Below are 24,718 nucleotides of genomic sequence, written 5' to 3'. Positions count from 1 at the left end.
AAGGCGGCGTTCCCCGGATCTGCCAGCCGGGCGGCGCGGCCGCCCGGCGGTCGGGCGGTCAGGCGGTGGCCGGCGCCGGGCCCACCAGCTCGGTGAGGACGTCCTCCATGGTCACGAACCCGAGGACGGCCCCCGTCTGTCCCGTCACCGCCGCCAGATGGCTCCCGTCGGCGCGCAGCGCGGTGAGGGTGTCGTCCAGCGGGGTGTCGATGCGGACCCGGGTGACGGGGTGCAGGGCGGAGCGCGGGAAGGGCCGGTCGCGGTCGGTGACGCCGAGGGTGTCCTTGATGTGCAGATAGCCCAGCAGGGTGCCGTCCGGGCCGGTGACCGGGAAGCGGGAGTACCCCGCCTCGGCGGCGACCCGCTCCAGGCGGGCCGGGGTGACCGAGGCGTCGACGGTCCGCATCCTCGGGACCGGCACGAGGATCTCCCCGACGGGCCGGGTGCCCAGCTCCAGGGCGTCCCGCAGCCGTTCGCCGTCGGCGGGCGAGAGCAGTCCGGCCTCGCCGGCCTCGACGACCATCCGGGCGAGCTGGTCGTCGGTGAACACCGACTCGACCTCGTCCCGGGGTTCGACGCGCAGCAGTTTCAGCAGGGCGTTGGCGAAGGCGTTGATGCCGAAGACGAAGGGCCGCAGCGCGCGCGTGAGGGCCACCAGCGGAGGTCCGAGCAGCAGCGCGGTCGGCACGGGGGCCGCGAGGGCGATGTTCTTCGGGACCATCTCACCGATCAGCATGTGCAGATAGGTGGCGAGCGACAGGGCGATCACGAAGGCGACCGGGTGGACCAGGCCGTCCGGGACGTGGGCCGCCTCGAACCCGGGCTCCAGCAGGTGCGCGATGGCCGGTTCGGCGACCGCGCCGAGCACCAGGGAGGAGACGGTGATGCCGAGCTGGGCGGTGGCCATCATCGCGGAGAGGTGTTCGAGACCCCACAGGGTCATCCGGGCCCGCTTGTGGCCGTCACGCGCGCGTGGCTCGATCTGGCTGCGGCGCACGGAGATCAGGGCGAACTCGCCGCCCACGAAGAAGGCGTTGGTCAGCAGCGTCAGGGCGCCGACGAGCAGCTGGACGGTGGTCATCGGGTCTCCTCCCCGGCCTGGGCGGGCACCCGCGCGGGACCGGTGATCCGGATCAGGCCGGCGCGGTGGTGGTCGACGTCCAGGACCTCCAGGCGCCAGCCGTCGAGGTCCAGGTCGTCGCCCTTGGCGGGGATGCGCGCGAGACGGGTGGCGACCAGTCCGGCCACGGTCTCGTACGGCCCCTCGGGCGCGGTGAGGCCTATCCGGGCGAGCTGGTCCACGCGGACGGACCCCTCCGCCTCCCAGGCCCGCTCACCGGCGGGCCGCAGGTCGGGCATCTCCACGGGGTCGTGCTCGTCGCGGACCTCGCCGACGACCTCCTCGACGATGTCCTCGACCGTGGCCACGCCCGCGGTGCCGCCGTACTCGTCGATGACGACGGCCATGGTGCGGGCGGCCCGCAGCCGCTCCAGGAGCCGGTCGGCGGGGAGGCTGTCCGGGACCAGCAGGGGCGCGGTGGCCAGGTCGGTGACCGGGGTCGCGGCCCGCTTCCCCGGTTCCAGGGCGAGCACGTCACGGATGTGCACGGTGCCGATGACCTCGTCCAGGCTGTCCCGGTAGACGGGGAAGCGGGACAGGCCGGTGGCGTGGGTGAGGTTGGCGGCGTCGGCGGCGGTCGCGTGGGCTTCGAGGGCCTTGACGTCGACGCGCGGGGTCATGACGTTCTCCGCGGTCAGCTCGCCCAGGTGCAGGGTGCGCACGAACAGTTCGGCGGAGTCGGCCTCCAGGGCGCCCTCGGCGGCCGAGCGTTCGGCGAGCGCGACGAGCTCCTCGGGCCCGCGGGCGGAGGCGAGCTCCTCGGCCGGCTCCAGGCCGAAGCGTCGTACGAAACGGTTCGCGGTGTCGTTGAGGTGGCGGATGAACGGGCCGAAGAGGGCGGTGAAGGCGCTCTGCGGTCCGGCGACCACCTTGGCGACGGCCAGCGGGCGGGAGATCGCCCAGTTCTTGGGCACCAGCTCCCCGGCCACCATCAGTACGACGGTGGACAGGGCCACGCCCAGCGCGGTCGCCACCGGAGCGGCGGCCGCGCCCAGGCCGACGGCCCTGAGCGGTCCCCTGAGGAGCGCGGCCAGGGAGGGTTCGGCGAGCATGCCGATCACCAGCGAGGTGACCGTGATGCCGAGCTGGGCACCGGAGAGCTGGAAGGTCAGCTTGCGTACGGCCTTCAGGGCGCCCTCGGCGCCGCGCTCGCCCGCCTCGGCGGCCCGCTCCAGGTCACCGCGCTCGACGGTGGTCAGGGAGAACTCGGCCGCGACGAACACGGCGCAGGCCAGGGTGAGGAGCAGGGCCAGCGCCAGCAGAAGGATCTCGGTCACCGGGTCACCCCCGCTTCCCCGGTCGGGCAAGGTGGGGCAGGGCTGGTACTGGGAGGCTCACCCATTGCGGGACTGTGGCTCCTTCTGTCGGGGCGGGTCGCACCCAATAGTAAAGGACGAGCAAAGTGATGGACAGTGGTGCGGTCGCCCGCCGCATGTCACGGGTGGTCCGTGGTACGGACACCGGGCTCGGGACGCGGGGTACGCTGCCGGTCCGGCGGACATCTCGTCCGACTCCGGCGTCACCCTGACGGAGGCCTTCTCCATGTTCGGACTCAGCGAGCTCGCGATCATCCTGATCGTCGTCATCGCGGTCATCGCCGCCAAGAAGGGCCCGGAACTCGCCCGTACGGCGGGCAGGTCGGCGCGCATCCTCAAGGCGGAGGCCCGTGCGGCGCGGGAGGGCGGCACGGAGCCGCGGGTCATCCAGGGAGAGGTCCTGCGGCCCGGGAACACCGAGCAGGAGCGCGGCACCCGCTGAGAACACCGGCGGGAGGACGCGCTCGACGGTTTCCCTGCCGTCCGGCCCCGCGATGATCCATGATGAGCGGGCCATGCAGCCGCCGGTCACCGTCACGCGCGCCCCGCTGCCCGTTCTGCGGGCCGCGGTCTTCGCCGTCGTCGGCGCGTTCCTCGGGGCGAGCGCCCATCACCTGCTCGCCGAGGGGCCGGTGCCCTGGACGCGCACCGCCGCCGCGACGGCCGTGCTCTTCGCGGTGGGCCTCATCGGCGTGCAGCGGCCCCGCAGCCTGACGACGGTCGTCGCGTGCAGTGTCGCGGGCCAGTCGGGCCTGCATCTGTGGCTGGCGGTCACGGCGGCCGCCCAGCACCCGCGCGGACATCGGCACGGCACCGGACCGGCGTGGCACGACCAGCTCCACGGCTCCCTCGCCATGGCGGCGGCCCACGCGTCGGTCGCCGCGCTGGTCGCGGTCCTGCTGCACCGCGCGGACGCGGTCTGCTGGTCGCTGGCGCGCGGGGTGACGGCGGCGGTGGACGGGGTGCGGGCCCGGCTGGGTGCCGCCCGGCTGCTGTTCGCCCGGCCCGCGACACCCGGGCCGGCGGCGGCCGTGGCCCTCGTGCCGGCGCACGACGAACGGCCGCTCACCGTACGGCCGTTGCTGGCGCACGCAGTGGTGCGGCGGGGTCCTCCGGCGGCGGGCGCAGTGCTCGCCTCCTGACCTCACGGGGACGCCGTCCCCGTCCTGCTCGTACCGGACGGCCGCCCCGCCGTACCCGCCTGCCTGGAGAACCGTATGTCCCGTTTCCCCCTGTCCCGTCTGTCCGTCGCCGCCGCCACGGCCGCGACCGCCGTGCTCCTGACCGCCGTTCCGGCCGCCGCCCACACCGAGGTCGAGGCCGACAAGGCCCAGGCCCTCGCCGAGAACGTCACCGTCTCCTTCCACGCCGAGGCCGAGTCCGACACCTCCGGGATCAAGGAGGTACGGGTCGTCCTGCCCGAGGGCATCGCCCCGGCCGACGTCACGTACGGCGAGGGCCCCGAGGGCTGGAAGTTCACCGCGGTCAAGGACGGTTACCGCGTCGGGGGCAAGGAGCTCAGGACCGGCGAGAGCGCCGAGTACTCCGTGGTCGTACGCCAGTTGCCCGACGCCGACGAAGTGGCCTTCAAGACGCTCCAGACGTACGGCGACGGGCATGTGGACCGCTGGATCGAGCTGGACCAGAACGGTGACAACCCCGCGCCGACCCTGAAGCTGAAGGCGGCGGCACCGGGCGCGAAGCCGGTGGCGCCCTCCGCGAGCGTCGAGGAGAGCCCCTCCCCCGTGGACCCGACCCCGGCCACCGGCGCCTCCCCGTCCACGTCCCCGCAGGCCGCCGACACCGCGAAGGACGACGACGGCGGGCTGTCCGCGGCCGCCTGGACCGGCATCGGCGCGGGAATCGTGGTGGCCGCGGCCGCCGTGGTCCTCGCGGTGCGGCGGCGGGGCGGGGCTGAGGGGTAGGGGGATCGGACGCCCCCAAGGCGTCTCGCGCGCCCCCGTCCCAGGGATTTCCGGCGTGTCCTGGATGAATCCGTCGCCTCCGGGTAGGCCAGCCACACGGCGTACCCGGAGATGGAGTGCCATGACCTGCGCGAACTCCCCTGCACGGCGCGGAGCCTGGGCGGTGGCCCTGACGGTCGCCGCCCTCGTCCTCACCGGGGCCTGCGACGACGGCGACGGCGGTGACGAGGGGGCCTCCCGCACGGGCCGGCCCTCCGCCACCGGCTCGCCGGGCCCGACCACGCCCGGCAGCTCCCCCTCGCTGTCCGCCTCCCCGACACCGCCCGCGACCGCGCCCTCGGACCCGGAGCGGGCCGGGCAGGACATCCGGGCGGCGTGGACCGTCCTCTTCGACCCGAAGTCCTCCCTCGACCAGCGCAGTGACGTGGTCGAGGACGGCGACGAGAACGCCCTGATGATCGACAACCTCTTCCGCGACCCGAGCGGCGGCCGGCTGCGCGCCGAGGTGACCTCCGTGACGTACACCTCGGACGTGCACGCCGAGGTGGCCTACGACCTCACGCGCGAGGGCCGCCGGCTGGACACCGGCGGCCCGGGGGCGGCCGTACTCCAGGACGGCAGTTGGAAGGTCGCCCTGCGCACGGTCTGCGCGCTGACGCGGCACGCCGAGGACGCGCCCGAGGCGCCGAGCTGTGTGGTGGCGTCGTCTGGTCCCGCCGGAACAGGTCGTTGAGTCGGACGGTGCGTCCGCGCGGGAATCGCCCGGCCGTACCGCGCGCCCCTCGCGACCGCCCGGGTTCCCTGAATACGCGGCCGCAGCACAGCCCGCCCTTAGGATGTGCCCGATGACCCGCTCCGAGCAGCCCACCGCGCGTCCGCCCCTGTGGCGGGCGCTGCTCCTGCTCGGACTGCTCATCGGCGTGCTCGGCATGCACGCCCTGGCCCCCGGTGGCGGTACGGGCGGGCACGAGGACGGGTCGGCGCACATGACGGCGGCCGTCGCCGTCGCCGACACGGTCTGCCACGACGGCTGCGGGTCGGGCCACCTGCACCACGCCGATGCGACCTGTGCGTCGGGGGCCGTGAGCGGTGGGCCCGTGTTGCCGGCGCTCGTGCCCGACCCCTCGGGGGACTCCCCCAGCACCGTCGACCTGTCCTGCCGGACGGCGGGGCCCCCGGATGGTGCCCGCGCGCCGCCCTCCCTCGCGGAACTCCAGCTCCTGCGGATCTAGACACGACGTGCTCCGCCACGTCCAGATCCCTTTTCACAGCACTGGAGTTCCAGCATGCGCACCACTCGTACCCTGATCCGCCGTGCCTGTCTCGCGGCGGTCGCCGTGAGCGCCGCCCTCACCCTCACGGCGTGCGGCGGCGACAGCGAGGCCGGTGACTCGTCCGCCCCGTCCCCCTCGGTGTCCGCCGGGACGTCGGCCGGGTCCTCGGCCGGCGCCCACAACGCCCAGGACGTCGCCTTCGCCCAGGGCATGATCCCGCACCACCGGCAGGCCGTGGAGATGGCCGGACTGGCCGACGGACGGGCCTCCTCCCCCGAGGTCAAGGACCTCGCCGCCCGGATCGAGAAGGCGCAGGGCCCGGAGATCACGACCATGACCGGCTGGCTGAAGACGTGGGGCGAGCAGGTCCCCGAGGCGATGCCCGGCATGGACCACTCGGCGCACTCCGGCATGGCCGGGATGATGGACGGCGCCGACATGGAGGAACTGGGGAAGGCGTCCGGCAAGGACTTCGACTCCATGTTCCTGACCATGATGGTCGAGCACCACGAGGGCGCCGTCGAGATGGCCACCACCGAGAAGGCGAAGGGTGAGCACCCGGCAGCCAAGGCCATGTCCGGCGACATCATCACCGCGCAGAACGCCGAGATCAGCGAGATGAAGAAGCTCCTCGGCGAGGACTGACACCTCTCCTCCCGTCACGGTGCCCGTGCCACCCGGTGCGGGCACCGTGGCCTCCGGCACGGGACCGCCCTCGGGTCGGCTGTCGAAAGCGTTGACGAGGGCATGACGCACCCCTATCTTCTGACCGAAGTTACGAACCTCGTTCGATATCACGGACGAGACGACGGACAGTCGGCATCGCAGGGCGCCGGTCGATCGCCGACTGCTCCACCGCGGACGGAGAACTCCCTTGAGAAGCACCGTAGTTCGGCTGCTGGTGGCCGTGTTCGTCGCTCTGGCCGCCACCTTGGCCGGCCCCGGCGCCACCGCGCACGCCGCCGTGCCCGACTCCCCTGCCGTGACCTACACCAACCCGATCGCCGAGAAGCGGGCCGACCCGCACATCTTCAAGCACACCGACGGCTACTACTACTTCACCGCCACCGTCCCCGAGTACGACCGGATCGTGCTGCGCCGGGCGACCACGATCCAGGGGCTGTCGACAGCCGCCGAGACCACGATCTGGACGAAGCACTCCAGCGGGGTCATGGGGGCCCACATCTGGGCTCCGGAGATCCACCACATCGACGGCAAGTGGTACGTGTACTTCGCCGCCGGCTCCACCAGTGACGTCTGGGCGATCCGCATGTACGTCCTCGAAGGCACCGGCGCCGATCCGCTGACCGCGACCTGGACCGAGAAGGGCCAGATCAGGACCACGTGGGAGAGCTTCTCGCTGGACGCCACGACCTTCGCCGTCAACGGTGTGCGCTATCTGGCGTGGGCACAGCGCAACCCGGCGGAGAACAACAACACCAGCCTGTTCCTCGCGAAGATGTCCAACCCCTGGACGATCAGCGGGACTCCCGCCGAGCTGTCGCAGCCCACCCTGTCCTGGGAGACGATCGGCTACAAGGTCAACGAGGGCCCGGCGCTGATCCAGCACGGCGGCAAGGTGTTCATGACGTACTCGGCGTCCGCCACCGACGCCAACTACTGCCTGGGCATGCTGACCGCGTCCGCCACGGCCGACCTGACCAACCCGGCGTCCTGGACGAAGAGCCAGAGCCCGGTGTTCCGGTCCAGCGCCGCGACCTCGCAGTACGGACCGGGCCACAACTCCTTCACCGTCTCCGAGGACGGGAAGTCGGACGTCCTCGTCTACCACGACCGCGGCTACAAGGACATCAGCGGCGACCCGCTGAACGACCCCAACCGCCGTACCCGCGTGCAGAAGGTCTACTGGAAGGCGGACGGGACCCCGGACTTCGGCATCCCGGTCGCCGACGGCGTCACCCCGAAGCGCTTCTCGTCGTACAACTTCACGGACCGGTTCGTCCGGCACTGGGAGTACCGCGCGAAGATCGAGGCGAACGTCTCGCCGCTCGCCGACTCGCAGTTCAGGGTCGTACCCGGGCTCGCGGGCACGGGCACGGTCTCCCTGGAGTCGGCCAACTTCCCCGGCTACTACCTGCGGCACAGGAACTTCGAGGTGTGGGTGGAGAAGAACGACGGGTCGGCGGCGTTCGCCTCCGACGCCGGCTTCTTCCCGCGGGCCGGACTCGCCGACGCGGCGGGAGTGTCGTACGAGTCCTCCAACTACCCGGGCCGCTATCTCCGGCATTACGACTACCTGCTGTATGTGCAGACCCCGGGCACGGCCACCGACAAGGGGGACGCGACCTTCTACGCCCAGTGACACCCCCGGACGGTGTCGAGGGTCCTTCTCCGGGCACTAGGAGAAGGACCCTCCGGATCCGAGGAGCGACAGTGACGACAGGGCGACTCCCCGATCACGAACAGCGCATACTCGACGAGGTGGAGCGCGCCCTGCGCCGCGACCGCCGACTGGAGCGCCGGCTGCGCACCGGACGGCTGCGCCGGCGGCCCGACCTGTCCCGCGTGGTGCACTACCGCCCGCACGTCCTGACCGTGGGCCTGCTGCTCGCGGCCTCCGTCTCGCTCATGGTGACGGGCATCGTCACCGCACGGCCCGCGGTGATCTGGGCCTTCGCGGCCCTGTGGCCCCTGACCCTGTACGCGGTGTTCCGTCTGCTGTGCCGCTGGACGGAACCCTGAGTCTCACGCCTCGCCCTCCCCGAAGGCCGACTCGATGGGCCGTTCGTCGACCAGCACCCGCCCCCGCGGCGGCCCCGCGAGCAGCGCGCGTACGGCCGTCAGGACGTCCGGTGCCACATGACCGGCGCGTGCCGTCTCCTCCGGCCGGGTCCGCTGGTCCGGTACGAGGATGCCGTGGGCGCCGACCCGGGAGGCGGCCTCGGCGTCCGCGGCGGTGCCGACGACCGCGCAGTCGGCCGGCGCGGTGCACACCCGGCCCGCCGCCCAGAGGATCAGGCCGGGTTCGGGCGGACGGCAGTGGCAGCCGTCGTCGGGCCCGTGCGGGCACACTCCCCAGATGTCGAAGGGGCCGAGCAGTTCGTCGACGCGGCGGTTGACGGCCCGTACATCGGCGTCGGCGGCTCCGCCGTGCCGGGTGTCCGGCTGCACGGCGACGAACCCGGTGCGGACGTCGTGCAGACGCAGCATGCCGAGCGCCTCCAGGGCTCCGGACGCGGGACGGAGCCTGCCGGGGTCGAGCGGGTCCTCGGCGAGGATGCTGTCACGGTCGAACAGCACCGTACGCACGCGCGTCATGCGGCCACCTCCCGGCTCTCGCGGGCACTTCTTCCCCTCGGCGGGTAACCGCGTGCGGCCGGTCCATGCGGGCGGGTGCGCCCCGTCGGGCCGCGCCGAGCAGGTGGGACACCTGGGAGATCCCCGCTGAGCAGGCCGGATTCCCTAAGATCGGCTCGTGGTCACCTTTCTCCTCGAACGTACGGCCCCGCTCTCGCAGGACGAGGCCTGGCGCCGCCTCACGGAGTGGCCCCGCCACGGCGACTCCGTCCCCCTGACGCGCGTCACCGTCGTGCCGCCGGGGCCCACGGCCGAGGGCACGCTCGTCGTCGCCCGCTCGGGGTGGGGCCCGCTCGGCTTCGACGACCCCATGGAGGTCACCGTCTGGCGCCCGCCGACGGAGGGTGTCTCCGGCCTGTGCCGCCTGGAGAAGCGGGGCCGGGTGGTGCGGGGCTGGGCCGAACTGGAGGTGCATCCGGGCCCGGGCGGCCGGGCGCGCGTCATCTGGCGCGAGGAGCTGCGGGTGGCCCTGCTCCCCAGGGCCTTGCTGGGTGCGGCGGCCCGGACGGTGTTCGGACGGACGCTCAACCGGCTGCTGCGGGGGACCTGAAGCGCGTGCAACAGTGGCCCCCATGACGGCGGTCGAGGGTACGACGGTACGGGTGGACGAGGTCGAGGAGCTCGCGGCGGACGGCCTGCGGTGGCTGATGTCCGCCGCGCGGGAGACGGGGACCGGCGCACTCGCCTGGCCGAGCGCGTCCTCGCGGGAGGAGACCGACCCGACCCTGTACAGCGGCACGGCGGGGATCGTCGCCGTGCTCCTGGAGGCGTGGCGGCACTTCGGTGACGACTCCTACGCCGACCTGGCAGTGCGCGCGGGCCGCGGTGTGGCCGCCGCCGTCGACGGCCACGAGGACGACTCGCTGTACTTCGGCCGGTCCGGCATGGCCCTGGTCCTGCACACCCTGGGCGACGAACTGGACGACAGCGCCTGCGCCACGGCCGCCGGCCGGGCGATGGACCTGGTGCGGGCGCACTTCGAAGGGGAGCGCTGGGGCGAGCTGTTCGAGCTGATGGGCGGCAACGGCGGGATCGGCCTGGCCGCTCTGGAGGTCGGCGACCCCGGGTTCGCCGTGCTCGCGGTGGAGCCCTATCTGCGGGCTGCTGAGCACACCCCATGGGGCGTCACCTGGCCGCACCGCCCGGGGCCGGACGCCCGGATGCACCACATGTCCCACGGCACGCTGGGCATCGCCTTTGCCCTCGCCCGGATCGGCCACGCGAGCGGCCGCGCCGACCTGGTCGACCTGGCGCTGGCGGGGGTCGCGGACGTCGTGGCCCGCGACGAGGGCGGCCCGGACGGCTTCCTGGTGCGGCACTCCACCCCGCAGTACCTCCCGGACCTGATCGAGCCGGTCAGCTACGGCTGGTGCCACGGTCCCACCGGCGACGCCCAGATCTTCCGGCTGCTGCGCGACACCCACGGCGACCCCGCCTGGGCCGCCCTCGCCGACCGCTGCTGGCACACGGTCACCCGCTCCGGGCTCCCGCGGCGGCTGCGGCCCGGCTTCTGGGACAACAACGGCCGCTGCTGCGGCACCGCCGGCGTCCTCGCCCTGGCCTGCGACCGGACCGCCGAGCGGACCGGGGGGCAGCAGGCGTACGACTTCGCGCTGACGCTCGTCGCCGACCTCACCGCCCGCGCGGTCCGGGACGGCGAGGGTGCCCGCTGGTCCAACGTCGAGCACCGGGCCACGCCGAGCGAGCTCGCGCCCCGCACCGACTGGGCGCAGGGCAGCGCGGGCATCGTGCGTGAACTGCTGCGGTTCGTCCGGCTGGGCCGGGGCGGCGATCCGGGGTACGCCTTCGCGTGGCCGGACCAGCCCCGGGTGTCCGCTCAGGCCACCGAACCGATCCGCCGGGCCGGGACCGACGTCACGTCGTGATGGATCGGCGTGTGCGCGCCGGTGAGGGAGACCCCGCTGCCGCCCCGCCGGGCCGCGACGATCTCCGCGGCGATGGACAGGGCCGTCTCCTCGGGCGTACGGGCTCCGAGGTCCAGGCCGACGGGTGACCGCAGCCGCGCCAGCTCCAGTTCGGTCACGCCGACTTCGCGGAGGCGTTCGTTGCGGTCGAGGTGGGTGCGGCGGGAGCCCATGGCGCCGACGTAGGCGACGGGCAGCCTGAGGGCCAGGCGCAGCAGGGGGACGTCGAACTTGGCGTCGTGGGTGAGGACGCACAGGACGGTCCGGGCGTCGACCTCGGTGCGCTCCAGGTACCGGTGCGGCCACTCGACGATGATCTCGTCGGCCTCCGGGAAGCGTGCCTCGGTCGCGAAGACGGGACGCGCGTCGCACACGGTGACCCGGTAGCCGAGGAACTTCCCGATCCGCACCAGCGCGGACGCGAAGTCGATCGCGCCGAAGACGATCATCCGGGGCGGTGGCACGGAGGACTCGACGAGCACGGTGAGCGGGGCGCCGCAGCGCGAGCCCTGCTCACCGATCTCCAGGGTGCCGGTGCGGCCCGCGTCCAGGAAGGCGCCGGCCTCGGCGGCGACGGTGCGGTCCAGTTCGGGATGGGCGCCGAAGCCGCCGTGTCCGCGAGGGTCCTCGGGGCGTACGACGAGTGCGTGGCCGACGAGTTCGCGCGGTCCGGAGACGATCCGCGCCAGCGCCGTCGCCCGGCCCCCCGCCGCGGCTTCGAGCGCCGTCGCGACGACGGCACGGACGGGATCGCCCGCCCGGACCGGGGTGACGAGGATGTCGATGACCCCGCCGCAGGTCAGACCCACGGCGAAGGCGTCCTCGTCGCTGTAGCCGAAGCGTTCGAGGACCGGCTCCCCGTCCTCCAGGGCCTGTCGGCACAGTTCGTACACCGCGCCCTCCACGCAGCCGCCGGAGACCGAGCCGATCGCCGTGCCGTCGGCGTCCACCGCGAGGGCGGCGCCGGGCAGGCGGGGTGCGCTGCCGCCGACGGCCACCACGGTGGCCACGGCGAAGTCACGTCCCTGCTCGACCCACCGGTGCAGCTCGTCGGCGATGTCCAGCATGTCTCGGTCTCCTTAACAGCGGTTGCGTACGGGTGCGTTCGTGCTGCTAGTGCACGCCCATCCAGCTCTCGATCGGATGGAGGGCGTAGTACACCAGGAAGATCGCCGTCAGCCCCCACATGAAGGCGCCGATCTCCCGCGCCTTGCCCTGCGCGACCTTGATCGCGACGTAGGAGATGACGCCGGCGGCGACACCCGCGGTGATCGAGTAGGTGAACGGCATGACCACGACGGTCAGGAAGACCGGGATCGCGGTGGCGCGGTCGGCCCAGTCGACGTGGCGGGCGTTCATCATCATCATGGCGCCGATGACCACGAGGGCGGCGGCCGCGACCTCGCCCGGCACGATCGCCGTGAGCGGGGTGAAGAAGAGACAGGCCGCGAAGAACAGGCCGGTGACGACGGAGGACAGGCCGGTACGGGCGCCCTCGCCCACTCCGGTGGCCGACTCGACGAACACGGTCTGCCCGGAGGCGCCGGCCACTCCGCCGATCGCCCCGCCCGCGCCGTCGATGAACAGCGCCTTGGACAGGCCCGGCATCCGGCCCTGCGCGTCGGCGAGTTTCGCCTCGGTGCCGACGCCGATGATGGTGGCCATCGCGTCGAAGAACCCGGCGAGCACCAGCGTGAACACGATCATGCCGACGGTCATCGCGCCGACCTCGCCCCAGCCGCCGAACTCGACCTTCCCGAAGATCGAGAAGTCCGGCATGGAGACCGCGCTGCCGTGCAGTTCGGGGGCGCCGCTCGCCCACTGCTTCGGGTCGACGGCTCCGGCCGCGTTGAGGACGACGGCCAGGACGGTCCCGCCGAGGATGCCGATCAGGATGGCGCCGGGGATGCCCCGGGCCTGGAGCATGAAGATCGCGAGGAGGGTGACGGCGAACAACAGGACGGGCCAGCCCGCGAGTTCGCCCGTCGGGCCGAGGGTCACCGGGGTCGCCTTGCCCTGGTGGACGAAGCCGGCCTTGTAGAAGCCGATCAGGGCGACGAACAGTCCGATGCCCATGGTGATCGCGTGCTTGAGGGCCAGCGGGATCGCGTTCATGATCATCTCGCGCAGGCCGGTGACGACCAGCAGCATGATGACCACGCCGTACATCACGCACATGCCCATGGCCTGCGGCCAGGTCATCGCGGGCGCGACCTGCGAGGACAGCACGCCGGAGACGGAGAGGCCGGCGGCGAGGGCGAGCGGCACCTTGCCGAGGAAGCCCATGAGCAGCGTGGTGAGGGCCGCCGCGAACGCGGTCGCGGTGATGAGCGCCTTCTGGCCGAGCGTGTCCCCCGCCACGTCCTTGCCGGACAGGATCAGGGGGTTGAGCAGGAGGATGTACGCCATCGCCATGAAGGTGGTGACGCCGCCGCGCAGTTCACGCGCGACCGTGGATCCTCGCCGGGATATGTGGAAGTACCGGTCGAGCCAGGACCTGCCGGCCGGGACGCGGGTGCCTTCTCCCGCGTCGTCGGCGACGGTCGCCGGCTCCAGTGACTGCTGGGTCATGTGGGCCTACTCCCAAGGTTCACAGGGGCACCCGTCAACCGCCTCGGCGGCTGCGGGATTTGGGAAGGTGCTGCGGCCGCACGACCCGGGGGACGGCCCGAGACGAACGAACGGGGTACTCCGGGCGGCGCGGCGAAGTGTGACGTTCCCGGTGCCGCCCGGAGGGACTTGCTAGGCCGTGCCCGTGAGGTGTTCCGGGCGTACCGGCGTCCTGTTGAGCTCCAGCCCGGTCGCGTTGCGGATCGCCGCGAGCACGGCCGGGGTGGAGGACAGGGTGGGTGCCTCGCCGATGCCGCGCAGCCCGTACGGCGCGTGGTCGTCGGCGAGTTCGAGCACGTCGACGGGGATGGTCGGCGTGTCGAGGATCGTGGGGATCAGGTAGTCCGTGAAGGAGGGGTTCTTCACCTTCGCCGTCTTCGGGTCGACGATGATCTCCTCCATCACCGCGACGCCCAGGCCCTGGGTCGTGCCGCCCTGGATCTGGCCGATGACGGACAGCGGGTTCAGCGCCTTGCCGACGTCCTGCGCGCAGGCCAGCTCGATCACCTTGACCAGGCCGAGCTCGGTGTCGACCTCGACGACCGCGCGGTGGGCGGCGAAGGAGTACTGGACGTGTCCGTTGCCCTGCCCGGTCCGCAGGTCGAAGGCCTCGGTGGGCCGGTGCCGCCACTCCGCCTCGACCTCGACGCTCTCGCCCTCCAGCACGTCGGCCAGGTCCGCGAGGACCTCACCGGCGTCGGTGACGACCTTGCCGCCCTCCAGGAGCAGTTCGGCGGTCGCCCAGGCGGGGTGGTAGGAGCCGAACTTGCGGCGCCCGATCTCCAGGACCTTCTCCCGGACCAGCTCGCAGGAGTTCTTGACGGCGCCGCCGGTGACGTACGTCTGCCGCGAGGCCGAGGTCGAACCCGCCGAGCCCACCTGGGTGTCCGCCGGGTGAATGGTCACCTGGGTGACACCGAGCTCGGTGCGGGCGATCTGCGCGTGGACGGTGACCCCGCCCTGGCCGACCTCCGCCATCGCGGTGTGCACGGTGGCGACGGGTTCACCGCCGACGACCTCCATGCGCACACGCGCGGTCGAGTAGTCGTCGAAGCCCTCGGAGAAGCCGACGTTCTTGATGCCGACCGCGTAGCCCACGCCCCGCACCACGCCTTCGCCGTGGGTGGTGTTGGACAGACCGCCCGGCAGCTGACGTACGTCGGCCTGCTCGCCGGCCGAGAGCCACTGCTGCTCCGGCGGCAGGGGCATCGCCTTGACGCGGCGCAGGAGTTCGGCGACGGGGGCGGGCGAGTCGACGGGCTGGCCCGTCGGCATGATCGTGCCCTGTTCCATGGCGTTCAGCTGCCGGAACTCCACCCGGTCCATGCCCACCGCGTCGGCGAGCTTGTCCATCTGGGCCTCGTAGGCGAAGCACGCCTGGACCGCGCCGAAGCCGCGCATCGCGCCGCACGGCGGGTTGTTGGTGTAGAGCGCGATGGCCTCGATGTCCACGTCGTCGACGACGTACGGCCCGATCGACAGCGAGGAGGCGTTGCCGACCACGGCCGGCGAGGCCGAGGCGTAGGCGCCGCCGTCCAGGACGATCCGGCACTTCACGTGGGTCAACTTGCCCTCGCGGGTGGCCCCGTGCTCGTAGAAGAGCTTGGCCGGGTGCCGGTGGACGTGTCCGAAGAAGGACTCGAACCGGTTGTAGACGATCTTGACGGGCTTGCCGGTGCGCAGGGCCAGCAGACAGGCGTGGATCTGCATCGACAGGTCCTCGCGGCCGCCGAAGGCCCCGCCGACGCCGGACAGCGTCATGCGCACCTTGCGCTCGGGCAGCCCGAGGACGGGGGCGATCTGGCGCAGGTCGGAGTGCAGCCACTGGGTGGCGATGTAGAGGTGGACGCCGCCGTCCTCGTCCGGCACGGCGAGACCCGACTCGGGACCCAGGAAGGCCTGGTCCTGCATGCCGAAGGTGTACTCGCCCCTCACCACGAAGTCGGCCTTCCTGGCGGCCTCTTCGGCGTCGCCGCGGACGATCGGCTGCCGGTGCACGATGTTGGGGTGCGGGACGTGTCCGATGTGGTGGTCGTCGCGGTTCTCGTGGATCAGGATCGCGTCGGGGGCGGTCGCGGAGGCCTCGTCGGTGATGACGGGCAGCTCGCGGTACTCGACCTTGATCTTCGCGGCCGCCCGGCGGGCGGTCTCCGGGTGGTCGGCGGCGACGATCGCGACCGGCTCGCCGTGGTGCCGGACCTTGCCGTGGGCGAGGACGGGGGTGTCCTGGATCTCCAGACCGTAGTTCCTCACGTCGGTCGGCAGATCGTCGTACGTCATGACGGCGTACACACCCGGCAGGGCGAGCGCCTCGCTCGTGTCGATGGACACGATCTCGGCGTGCGCGACCGTGGAGCGCAGGATCTGCCCCCAGAGCATGTCCTCGTGCCACATGTCGGACGAGTACGCGAACTCGCCGGTGACCTTGAGGGTGCCGTCGGGGCGGAGCGTGGACTCGCCGATGCCGCCCTTGGTCTTCGAACCCTGGGTGATCTTAGTGGGGGTGCCGTTGGGAGTGGACACGTCAGACCGCCTCTCCCTGTCGGGCGGCCGCGAGGCGGACCGCGTCCATGATCTTCTCGTAGCCGGTGCAGCGGCACAGGTTGCCCGACAGCGCCTCGCGGATGTCGGCGTCGCTCGGGTTGGGGTTGCGCTCCAGCATCTCGTCGGCGGCGACCAGCAGCCCCGGGGTGCAGAAGCCGCACTGGACGGCGCCGGCGTCGATGAACGCCTGCTGGATCGGCGCCAGTTCGGTGCCCTCGCCGGTCTGCGAGTCCTGCCCCCTGGCGGACCAGTCCTGGGCGTCCTGGAGCGAGGTCCCGCGGGAACCGCACGCCCGCTGCTTCGCGTGGTCCGCGAGCCCCTCGACGGTGACGACCTCGCGACCCTCGACCTGCCCGGCGGCGACCAGGCAGGAACACACCGGAACGCCGTCCAGCCGTACGGTGCACGATCCGCACTCGCCCTGCTCGCAGGCGTTCTTGGAACCCGGCAGCCCGAGCCGCTCGCGCAGCACGTACAGCAGGGACTCGCCCTCCCACACGTCGTCGGCTTCCTGCGGCCGTCCGTTGACAGTGAAGTTGACGCGCATTACGCAGCTCCCTCCGTGGTGGCGGCGGTGCCGCGGTACGACTCCCAGGTCCAGGTCAGCGTGCGGCGGGCCATGATGCCGACCGCGTGCCGGCGATAGCTCGCCGTGCCCCGGACGTCGTCGATCGGGTTGCAGGAGGCGGCGCACAGGTCCGCGAACTGCTTGGCGACCGAAGGGGTGATGATCTTGCCGTTGTCCCAGAACCCGCCCTCCTCGAGAGCGGCGTTCAGGAAGTCCTCGGCGGCCTTGGCCCGCACGGGGGTGGGGGCGGCCGAGCCGATCCCCGTCCGCACGGTCCGCGTCCCGGGGTGCAGCGCGAGCCCGAAGGCGCACACGGCGATGACCATGGCGTTGCGGGTACCGACCTTGGAGTACTGCTGGGGTCCGTCGGCCTTCTTGATGTGCACGGCGCGGATGAGCTCGTCGGCGGCCAGCGCGTTGCGCTTCACGCCGGTGTAGAACTCGTCGATCGGGATGCGACGCGTTCCGCGCACCGACTCGACCTCGACCTCGGCGCCTGCGGCGAGGAGGGCGGGGTGGGCGTCTCCGGCCGGGGAGGCGGTGCCGAGGTTGCCGCCGACACCGCCGCGGTTGCGGATCTGCGGGGAGGCCACCGTGTGCGAGGCGAGGGCCAGTCCCGGGAGCTCACCGCGCAGGTGCTCCATGATGTGGGTGTACGGCACCGAGGCGCCGAGCCGCACCGTGTCCTCGCCGACCTCCCACTCGGTGAGGTCGCCGATGCGGTTCAGGTCGAGCAGGTACTCGGGACGCCGATGGTCGAAGTTGATCTCGACCATCACGTCGGTGCCGCCCGCGATGGGCACAGCTGTGGGGTGCTCAGCCTTGGCGGCGAGCGCCTCCTCCCAACTGGCGGGGCGAAGGAAGTCCATGACCGGCTCTCTTCTTCGTCTTGGGGGTCGTACGGATCGAGCCAGATCGTGTGCGGCGGGCCCGGCTCGTTCATGTGCTGTTCACGTGGAGTGGGGTCAGTACACAGCGGCGTACTCCGACGGGGTCAGTCACGGAAACCATGAAGGAGTTGGCTGGTCGGGACCGTCATCTTGTAGATTCGTATGAACGGAGGTCCTCAGTAACCTCCATGTTTTCCTGCGGAAACGTGCGACACAGCCCACGTGACCTGGGACACAGCTCCGGAGGCGGCAGCGGCCGTTCCCCACTCCACCGGACTCCTCCTCCATCGTAGATTTCGAGACAAAGAACGGCGGCGACGAGAATGCGGCTGCGCGCACTGCTGGACACCGACGCGCTGGGCCTGCGGCTGCTCGGCGGCGAGGACGAACTGGACCGCACCGTGCGCGGTGTGATGACCACCGACCTGCGCGACCCCAGCCGCTACCTCTCGGGCGGGGAACTGGTCCTGACGGGCCTCGCCTGGCGCCGGGACGCGGCCGACTCGGAGCCGTTCGTACGACTCCTCGTGCAGGCCGGCGTGGTGGCGCTGGCGGCCGGCGAGGCGGAGCTGGGCGCCGTCCCGGAGGACCTGGTCGTCGCCTGCGCCCGGCACCGCCTCCCGCTGTTCGCGGTGCACGAGTCGGTGGCCTTCGCGACGATCACCGAGCACGTCGTGCGGCAGGTGTCCGGCGAGCGCGCGGGCGACCTGGCGGCCGTGGTGGACCGACACCGGCGCATGATGACGTCGGGCCCGGCGGGCGGCGGCCCGGACGTGGTCCTCGACCTCCTGGGCTCCGACCTGGACCTGCGCGCCTGGGTCCTCTCCCCGACCGGCCGCCTGATCGCGGGCCCGAAGGTGGCGGGTCCCGGCCTGCCCGCGGACACCTGCGCGAAGCTCGCGGCCGAACACCTGGCGGCGGCCCGCACCGGCCGCCGGGGCCCGCACCGGGTCACCCTCGGCCCGTCGGCGTACTCCCTCTTCCCGGTCCGCAGCAGCGGCCGCTCCCCCCAGGGCTCCCGGGACGTGCGCGAGACCGTCCTGTCCGACTGGCTGCTGGCGGTGGAGGCGGACGCCGGGGACTGGCCGGAGGAGCGGCTGGACCTGCTCCAGGGCGTCACCCAGCTCATCGCGGTCGAGCGGGACCGCAGGGACGCGGCCCGCACGGTCCGCCGCCGGCTGGCCCAGGAGGTCCTGGAGCTGGTCCAGACGGGAGCGGCGCCCGCCGAGATCGCCGCCCGTCTGCGGGTCGCCGCCCCGGTGCTCCTGCCCGGTCTGGGAGCGGCCCCGCACTGGCAGGTCGTGGTGGCGAGGGTGGAGTGGGAGGGCGGCGAGCTGGAGGGCGGCCCGATGGCGCAGGCCCTCCTGGAGGAGATCCTGGTGGACCCGGCGGCCACCGGCCCCGAGCCCTCCGACCGTATCGCGGTGGCCCACACGGGTGACGAGGCGATCGCGCTGGTCCCGCTCCCCGCGGTCTCGGCCGAGCACGACGGCTCGGAGTCCGGCATCCTGGCGGACGCCCTCCTGGAATCGGTCCGGGACCCCTTGTCGGCCGGCCTGGACCACGACGGCCGGGTCACCCTGGGCGTCAGCGCGTCGGTGCACTCGGCGGAGGGCCTCAGAGGCGCCCTGGAGGAGGCCCGCCACGCCCGCAGGGTGGCGGCGGCCCGGGCCGGCCGGGTCTGCGCGGCCGGCCACCAGGAACTGGCCTCCCACGTGCTGCTGCTGCCGTTCGTGCCCGACGACGTGCGCCGCGCCTTCACGGCCCGGCTCCTCGACCCGCTGCGCGACTACGACCGCCGCCACCGGGCCGAGCTGATCCCCACCCTGGAAGCCTTCCTGGACTGCGACGGCTCCTGGACCCGCTGCGCGACCCGTCTCCACCTGCACGTCAACACGCTGCGCTACCGCGTCGGGCGGATCGAGCAGTTGACGGGCCGGGACCTCTCGCGCCTCGAGGACAAGCTGGATTTCTTCCTGGCGCTGCGGATGAGCTGAAACCTGTGGGCGCCCGGACTCCCACGACTTTGTGAATTCCTTCACCCACCCCCTTGGCCGGGCCCGTCGTTTCGTGCTGAGATGCCGCCACCACTCAAAGCTCGACGGCGCGCTCGGGGAGGGCAACGTGGCGCATACCGCCATGTCTGGTAACGGAACGACCGCCGGTGACGATCCACTCCAGACCGCGGTATGGCGGCTGCGCTCGCGAGCCTGCTGGGCCGACGCGGCCGCCCTGCTCCAACCGGTCACCGCGCAGGCGGCCCTGCAGCGAGCGGCACTCCTGGTGGAACGCTGCCTGTACACGGAGCAGGGCTGGCCCGAGGCGGAGGACGCGCTGCGCACCGCCGAGGCGCTGGCCCACAGCGACGAGGAACGGGGGGCGGCCGCTTGTGAACGAGGGCAACTTGCGTACGCCTCCACCCTGCACGGGGTCCGGGACCGGTCGGACGAGGCGAGGGCGGCCCTGGGCCGCGCCGCGGCGCTGATCCCTCCGGGGGCGCAGGGGCGGGCCCTGCTGGACTTCCGCCGGGGCCTGCTGGCGGAGAACCTGACGCACGCCCCGCAGGCGGCCCGGGCGGCCTACCGCCGCGCCCACGCGGGCGCCACGGCCCAGTCCGACTCCCTGCTGCTGTCCTTCACCTGGCGGCACCTCGCCGGACTGGCGCTGCGGGAAGGGGAGTTGGCCGAGGCCCGGCACGGCTTCGCCGAATCCCTGCGGATCCGGGAGGAGTTGGGCTACCTGGTGGGCACGGCTCCGGCACTGGCCTCGCTGGCGGACGCGGAGGTGGAACCGGAGGCGTCCCGACTGCGCGAGGAGGCGCGGCGGTTGTACCGGTTGCTGGGCGGCGTACCCACGTGGCTGGCCCGCCAGCTGACCCCACCGGCGGCCACGGCGTGAGATCGCGGGACGGCCGCGGCTCCGCCGTGGCCGCTCGCGCAGTTCCCCGCGCCCCTGGGGAGATACAGGCACCTACGCCACGACGGACCGTTCGCCGCACCACCTGCCACGGACTGTCGTAGGGCGAGTGCGGGTCCGTCGTGGCCGGTCGCGCAGTTCCCCGCGCCCCTGGGGAGATGCAGGCACCTACGCCATGACGGACCGTTCGCCGCACCGCCTGCCATGGACTGTCGTGGGGCGGGTGCGGGTTCGTCGTGGCCGGTCGCGCAGTTCCCCGCGCCCCTGAGTGGGTCATGTGGACGCTCGTGCAGACGCGTACGGCGGTGAGGGGACGGGGTGGGGGGTGTCCGCCCGCAGCGGCCGGCGTCCGTTACAGAGCACTACTCAAGGGGCCGAGCCGCCGGACCGAGGACGGATACCCCCCACCCCGGCACCGACCCACCCACCGGGCCGTATGCGCTACGCACGCCCCCACCGGGCAGCGACGGGCCGCCGCAGGCATCTACAGGGGCGCGGGGAACTGCGCACAACGCCCGCCCCCACCAAGCCGCACCCGCACCCAACCATCAACCCCCACCGGCGAAATGCCCGCCCACCAAAACCCGCACCACATCCAAGTCCCGCGCGATCAACGCGTCCAGCAGCGCGGTGTGCTCCGCCGCGTCCGCGATCAGATCCGCCCGCCCCCGCGAAGCCAGGCCACCGACCAGCGGCCACTGCGACCGCCGGTGCAAGTCCTCGGAGATCTGCACCAGTTGCTCGTTCCCCGACAGCAGCAGCACCGCGCGGTGGAACGCCCGGTCCGCCTCCGCGTACGTCGCCCGGCACCCCGAGGACGCGGCGCGCACCGTGGCCTCCGCCACCGGCCGCAGCTCCGCCCACCGCTCCACCGGCACGCTCCGCGCCAGCCGCAGCACCACCGGCACCTCGATCAGCGCCCGCACCTCGGCCAGTTCCGCCAGCTCGCGGGCCCCCCGCTCGACCACCCGGAACCCGCGGTTGGGGACGGCCTCGACCGCACCCTCCAACGCGAGTTGCTGCATCGCCTCGCGCACGGGCGTCGCCGACACCCCGAACCGCTCTCCGAGGGCGGGCGCCGAGTAGACCTCACCGGGCCGCAGGTCTCCCGCGACCAGTGCCGTCCGCAGGGCGTCGAGGATCTGCCCCCGCACCGAGGCCCGCTGCACCACGGGACGGGGAATCGGCACCTCGCTGTGGGTGTGCTCGCCCCGCGCCGCGGCATCCTCCCCGACACGGGCCCGCGTCTGCGGCGGCACCCGTACCGCGCCGACACCTCGGCCCCCCTCCCGCCCGTCGCCCTGCGTCCCGGCGGAGCCTTCCGTCCCGGCGGAGCCTTCCGTCCCGGCGGAGCCTTCCGTCCCGGCGGAGCCCTGCGCACCCTGCTTCACGGGCCCTCCTCCGGACGTGTCGGTACTTGGGGTCATTAACGGCAGGTTGTTACTCACCCGTCAAGCACCTTAGGCGCAGAACGCTCCAGTTCAAATCCCGAAGATCTTGGGTAAGGTAAGCCTTACCTCAGAGTCCAGACGACCGCGAATCGGTGGCCCCGCATGCCCGCACCGCTGACCACCCCCCGTTCGGCACCCCGTACCGCCGCACCCTCGGCCCTCACCGCCGCCTACGCGCGCCTGACCGAGGCCCTGCCGATGCTCACGGTGACGGAGCTGCCCGCGGAGACCCCCCTCCCGGCCACCGACGGCTGGGTCACCGCCGCCGACCTGGCGGGGAGCGCGACCGCGCTGGACGCCTTCCTCGCCTGGGACGACGAGCAGGTCCTGAGGGACAACGCCCGCAAGGGCCGCCCGGACGTGATCGCCGGTTTCGGCCTGCACCGCTACGCCTGGCCCGCCTGCCTCCTGTTCACGGCCCCGTGGTTCCTGCACCGCCGGGTCCCCCGCTACCCCGTCACCCACGTCTCCTACGACCGCACCCGGGGCCCGATGTCCCTCGCGGTCCACCCCGGCTCCTTCGCCTGCCTCCCGGACGACCCGGCGGCGGGCCTGCCGGGCGCGTACACGGTCCGTGACGAGGAGACCCTGCGCGCCGAGCTGCGGGACGCGATCGCCGAGCACATGGAGCCGCTCCTCACCGCCTTCGGCCCGCGCATGCGCCGCCGCGGCAGGGCCCTGTGGGGCATGGTGACCGACGAGATCGTCGAGGGGATCTGGTACGTCGCCGAGCTCCTCGGCGAGCACGAGAAGCGCCGGGCCGAGCACGCCCTGGAGCTTCTGCTGCCCGGGACGACGAAGCCGTACGCCGGCTCCCCGGCCTTCCGCGTGCTCGCGGGTCCGGACGGCCGGCCGCTGCGCACCCGGGACCGGGTGAGCTGCTGCATATACTACACGCTGGCCCCGGACGACACCTGTGTCACCTGTCCGCGCACCTGCGACAGCGACCGGATCGCCAAGCTGACGGCTGCCGCCGCGAGTTGATGCCCCCTCAGGGGACCCCCGGCGCGGACCCCCGGTCCGCGTCCCGTAAGATCAACGCCGACTGGGACGCCCGTTCGGTTACAGGTGATTCACAACTTCCTCACCTGCCGCAGGAACTTTCCGTGGAACCACCCGTACGGGTAGTCTTATTCGAACTCAACTCCCGCCCCTCAAGCGGCAGTTCGAGCAGAAAGCCGCCCTGGGCAACCCCTTGCACTTCCTTGGCGGCCTCTTGCCCCGAAAACGCCTGAGGGCCGTTGGGATTGGGCCACTATGGCGGGCGTTACGCCCTATCCCAATGCAAGGGACCCCAGATGAGACTGACCGACATATCGCTGAACTGGTTGCTTCCGGGCGCCGTACTGCTCCTGGGCATGCTGGCGGCGGTGGCGGTGCTCGCGCGGAGCAAGCGGTCCGGCGGGGAGCACGCGAAAGACGACTCGTGGGAGCGGAGCGAGGAGCGCCGCAGGCGCAAGGAAGCCATATACGGCACCGCCTCCTATGTCCTCCTGTTCTGCTGTGCGGCGGTCGCCGCCGCCCTCTCCTTCCACGGTCTGGTGGGCTTCGGCCAGCAGAACCTGAACCTGTCCGGCGGCTGGGAGTACCTGGTCCCGTTCGGCCTGGACGGCGCGGCGATGTTCTGCTCCGTGCTGGCGGTCCGCGAGGCCAGCCACGGTGACGCGGCCCTCGGCTCCCGGATACTCGTGTGGACGTTCGCCGGTGCGGCGGCCTGGTTCAACTGGGTGCACGCGCCCAGGGGTTTCGGCCACGACGGCGCTCCGCAGTTCTTCTCCGGCATGTCCCTCTCGGCGGCCGTCCTCTTCGACCGCGCGCTGAAGCAGACCCGCAAGGCCGCACTGCGCGAGCAGGGTCTGGTGCCGCGTCCGCTGCCCCAGATCCGCATCGTCCGCTGGGTGAGGGCGCCGCGTGAGACGTACAAGGCCTGGTCGCTGATGCTGCTGGAGAACGTGCGCAGCCTCGACGAGGCGGTCGACGAGGTCCGCGAGGACAAGCGTCAGAAGGAGGCGGCCCGTCTCCGGCGCCGCGAGCAGGAGCGGGTCGAGCGGGCGCAGCTCAAGGCGATCAGCCGCGGTCATCGCGGCTTCGTCGGGCGGGGCGGGCGTCAGTTGGAGCAGCAGCAGCCGCAGGCCGCCCTGGAGCGGGCCTCCGCGGAGCCTGCGATATCCAACCCGGAGCCGCTGCCCGTGCGTCAGCGTCCTTCGCTCCAGCCCGTCCGCGGCGGCACCGAGTCGCACTCCGTCGACCTCACCGCGGAGGACGACACAATGGCCCTGCCGCGCCTCGACTCGCTGGAGCGCAAACTCAAGGATCTTGAGCAGCAGTTCGGCTGAGGCGAAGGCCGAGGCCTGAAGGGCACGGCCGGAGCGGCCGGAGCACCACGGGAAGGGGGCGTGACCGCGACGGTCACGCCCCCTTCCCGTGCGTCACGCCGCTCCGGCGTCCAGCTCGAACCAGACCGCCTTGCCCACGCCGTGTGCCCGTACGCCCCAGGCGTCCGCGAGGGACTGCACCAGGGCCAGGCCCCTGCCGTGCGTACCGTCCTCCGCGTCCGGTACCCGTACCCGGGGGATGCGGGCGACGAAGTCCCGCACCTCCACCCGCAGGGCCCGCGGCCCGACCGTGGCGGTGACGACCGCGTCATGGTCGGTGTGCACGAGTGCGTTGGTGACGAGTTCACTGGTGAGCAGTTCGGCTATCTCGGAGCGTCCGGGCCTCCCCCAGTGTCGTAGCAGTTCGCGCAACGCCCTGCGCGTCTCCGGTACGGCCCCCAGGTCCGCCCGCTCCAGTCGGCGCCGGAGCTGCGGCGACTGCGCCTGCTCCCGGGCGCTGTCGGCCTTCTCCTCCATGGTGTGTGC

At 72.6% G+C, this 24,718-nt stretch carries 24 protein-coding genes; 14 read left to right on the top strand and 10 right to left on the bottom strand.

Annotation, left to right across the window (positions count from 1 at the left end; all coding sequences use genetic code 11):
• Positions 1-58 precede the first annotated feature (58 nt).
• A complete protein-coding gene (locus ACIQJT_RS20540) occupies positions 59-1,081 on the bottom strand; it encodes a hemolysin family protein (RefSeq protein WP_402645366.1) in 1,023 nt (340 codons plus the stop codon).
• Positions 1,078-2,397, bottom strand: coding sequence for a hemolysin family protein (locus ACIQJT_RS20535; protein ID WP_402645363.1), 1,320 nt, complete (start codon positions 2,395-2,397; stop codon positions 1,078-1,080). Before ACIQJT_RS20535 ends, ACIQJT_RS20540 begins: the two co-directional genes overlap by 4 nt.
• 265 nt (positions 2,398-2,662) lie before the next feature.
• Here ACIQJT_RS20535 and ACIQJT_RS20530 point away from each other — a divergent pair, with 265 nt between their 5' ends.
• From ACIQJT_RS20530 to ACIQJT_RS20495, 8 genes are all read left to right on the top strand, one after another.
• The gene (locus tag ACIQJT_RS20530; protein WP_365458172.1) at positions 2,663-2,878 is read left to right on the top strand and encodes a twin-arginine translocase TatA/TatE family subunit; all 216 of its coding nucleotides are present in this window, start codon (positions 2,663-2,665) and stop codon (positions 2,876-2,878) included.
• A gap of 52 nt (positions 2,879-2,930) precedes the next feature.
• Positions 2,931-3,578: a hypothetical protein gene (locus tag ACIQJT_RS20525; protein WP_402645360.1), complete on the top strand. Its 648-nt coding sequence runs from the start codon at positions 2,931-2,933 to the stop codon at positions 3,576-3,578.
• A gap of 75 nt (positions 3,579-3,653) precedes the next feature.
• Positions 3,654-4,361 carry a DUF1775 domain-containing protein gene (locus ACIQJT_RS20520; RefSeq protein WP_402645358.1) on the top strand — a complete coding sequence of 236 codons (708 nt, stop codon included), beginning with the start codon at positions 3,654-3,656 and terminating at the stop codon, positions 4,359-4,361.
• A gap of 121 nt (positions 4,362-4,482) precedes the next feature.
• A complete protein-coding gene (locus tag ACIQJT_RS20515) occupies positions 4,483-5,094 on the top strand; it encodes a hypothetical protein (protein WP_402645355.1) in 612 nt (203 codons plus the stop codon).
• A gap of 112 nt (positions 5,095-5,206) precedes the next feature.
• On the top strand, positions 5,207-5,593 hold the full coding sequence (locus tag ACIQJT_RS20510) for a DUF6153 family protein (protein WP_402645354.1): 387 nt from the start codon (positions 5,207-5,209) through the stop codon (positions 5,591-5,593).
• A 54-nt stretch (positions 5,594-5,647) separates the two neighbouring features.
• On the top strand, positions 5,648-6,280 hold the full coding sequence (locus ACIQJT_RS20505) for a DUF305 domain-containing protein (RefSeq protein ID WP_402645351.1): 633 nt from the start codon (positions 5,648-5,650) through the stop codon (positions 6,278-6,280).
• Between the two features lie 229 nt (positions 6,281-6,509).
• A complete protein-coding gene (locus ACIQJT_RS20500) occupies positions 6,510-7,958 on the top strand; it encodes a family 43 glycosylhydrolase (RefSeq protein WP_402645348.1) in 1,449 nt (482 codons plus the stop codon).
• A gap of 71 nt (positions 7,959-8,029) precedes the next feature.
• Positions 8,030-8,338, top strand: a complete 309-nt coding sequence (locus ACIQJT_RS20495; RefSeq protein WP_365458152.1) for a DUF3040 domain-containing protein — start codon at positions 8,030-8,032, stop codon at positions 8,336-8,338.
• Positions 8,339-8,341: 3 nt separating this feature from the next.
• Here ACIQJT_RS20495 and ACIQJT_RS20490 read toward each other — a convergent pair whose 3' ends face one another.
• On the bottom strand, positions 8,342-8,914 hold the full coding sequence (locus ACIQJT_RS20490) for an HAD-IIIA family hydrolase (protein WP_402645345.1): 573 nt from the start codon (positions 8,912-8,914) through the stop codon (positions 8,342-8,344).
• Positions 8,915-9,071: 157 nt separating this feature from the next.
• On the opposite strand from ACIQJT_RS20490, the gene ACIQJT_RS20485 reads away from it, so the two are divergent.
• Both ACIQJT_RS20485 and ACIQJT_RS20480 read left to right on the top strand, forming a co-directional pair.
• On the top strand, positions 9,072-9,503 hold the full coding sequence (locus tag ACIQJT_RS20485) for an SRPBCC family protein (RefSeq protein ID WP_402645342.1): 432 nt from the start codon (positions 9,072-9,074) through the stop codon (positions 9,501-9,503).
• Positions 9,504-9,525: 22 nt separating this feature from the next.
• Complete coding sequence (locus ACIQJT_RS20480) at positions 9,526-10,839, top strand: lanthionine synthetase LanC family protein (RefSeq protein WP_402645339.1); 1,314 nt, start codon at positions 9,526-9,528, stop codon at positions 10,837-10,839.
• On the opposite strand, the gene ACIQJT_RS20475 is transcribed toward ACIQJT_RS20480, so the two are convergent.
• From ACIQJT_RS20475 to ACIQJT_RS20455, 5 genes are all read right to left on the bottom strand, one after another.
• Positions 10,791-11,945, bottom strand: coding sequence for an XdhC family protein (locus tag ACIQJT_RS20475; protein ID WP_402645336.1), 1,155 nt, complete (start codon positions 11,943-11,945; stop codon positions 10,791-10,793). The genes ACIQJT_RS20480 and ACIQJT_RS20475 overlap by 49 nt on opposite strands.
• 46 nt (positions 11,946-11,991) lie before the next feature.
• Complete coding sequence (locus ACIQJT_RS20470; RefSeq protein ID WP_365458137.1) at positions 11,992-13,449, bottom strand: NCS2 family permease; 1,458 nt, start codon at positions 13,447-13,449, stop codon at positions 11,992-11,994.
• A 171-nt stretch (positions 13,450-13,620) separates the two neighbouring features.
• On the bottom strand, positions 13,621-16,011 hold the full coding sequence (locus ACIQJT_RS20465) for a xanthine dehydrogenase family protein molybdopterin-binding subunit (protein WP_402645333.1): 2,391 nt from the start codon (positions 16,009-16,011) through the stop codon (positions 13,621-13,623).
• Between the two features lies 1 nt (position 16,012).
• Positions 16,013-16,579, bottom strand: coding sequence for a (2Fe-2S)-binding protein (locus ACIQJT_RS20460; RefSeq protein WP_402645330.1), 567 nt, complete (start codon positions 16,577-16,579; stop codon positions 16,013-16,015).
• Positions 16,579-17,469, bottom strand: a complete 891-nt coding sequence (locus tag ACIQJT_RS20455; RefSeq protein ID WP_053850491.1) for a xanthine dehydrogenase family protein subunit M — start codon at positions 17,467-17,469, stop codon at positions 16,579-16,581. The genes ACIQJT_RS20460 and ACIQJT_RS20455 overlap by 1 nt, the downstream gene beginning before the upstream one ends.
• A 344-nt stretch (positions 17,470-17,813) precedes the next feature.
• On the opposite strand from ACIQJT_RS20455, the gene ACIQJT_RS20450 reads away from it, so the two are divergent.
• Positions 17,814-19,487, top strand: coding sequence for a PucR family transcriptional regulator ligand-binding domain-containing protein (locus tag ACIQJT_RS20450; RefSeq protein ID WP_365458125.1), 1,674 nt, complete (start codon positions 17,814-17,816; stop codon positions 19,485-19,487).
• Between the two features lie 127 nt (positions 19,488-19,614).
• On the top strand, positions 19,615-20,388 hold the full coding sequence (locus tag ACIQJT_RS20445; RefSeq protein ID WP_365458122.1) for a hypothetical protein: 774 nt from the start codon (positions 19,615-19,617) through the stop codon (positions 20,386-20,388).
• Positions 20,389-20,954: 566 nt separating this feature from the next.
• On the opposite strand, the gene ACIQJT_RS20440 is transcribed toward ACIQJT_RS20445, so the two are convergent.
• Positions 20,955-21,797: a GntR family transcriptional regulator gene (locus ACIQJT_RS20440; RefSeq protein ID WP_402645326.1), complete on the bottom strand. Its 843-nt coding sequence runs from the start codon at positions 21,795-21,797 to the stop codon at positions 20,955-20,957.
• Positions 21,798-21,959: 162 nt separating this feature from the next.
• Here ACIQJT_RS20440 and ACIQJT_RS20435 point away from each other — a divergent pair, with 162 nt between their 5' ends.
• Positions 21,960-22,841, top strand: a complete 882-nt coding sequence (locus ACIQJT_RS20435; RefSeq protein ID WP_402645323.1) for a (2Fe-2S)-binding protein — start codon at positions 21,960-21,962, stop codon at positions 22,839-22,841.
• 314 nt (positions 22,842-23,155) lie between these two features.
• Positions 23,156-24,193 (top strand): DUF2637 domain-containing protein, encoded by a 1,038-nt coding sequence (locus ACIQJT_RS20430; protein WP_365458113.1) that lies wholly within the window; start codon positions 23,156-23,158, stop codon positions 24,191-24,193.
• 93 nt (positions 24,194-24,286) lie between these two features.
• Here ACIQJT_RS20430 and ACIQJT_RS20425 read toward each other — a convergent pair whose 3' ends face one another.
• Positions 24,287-24,709, bottom strand: coding sequence for an ATP-binding protein (locus ACIQJT_RS20425; RefSeq protein ID WP_053851995.1), 423 nt, complete (start codon positions 24,707-24,709; stop codon positions 24,287-24,289).
• Between the last annotated feature and the right edge of the window lie 9 nt (positions 24,710-24,718).

The sequence above is a fragment of the Streptomyces sp. NPDC091972 genome (genome assembly GCF_044756385.1).
Lineage (GTDB): Bacteria > Actinomycetota > Actinomycetes > Streptomycetales > Streptomycetaceae > Streptomyces.
Note: the sequence above shows the minus strand (reverse complement) of the source record. Positions and strands in the feature narration are given on the sequence as shown.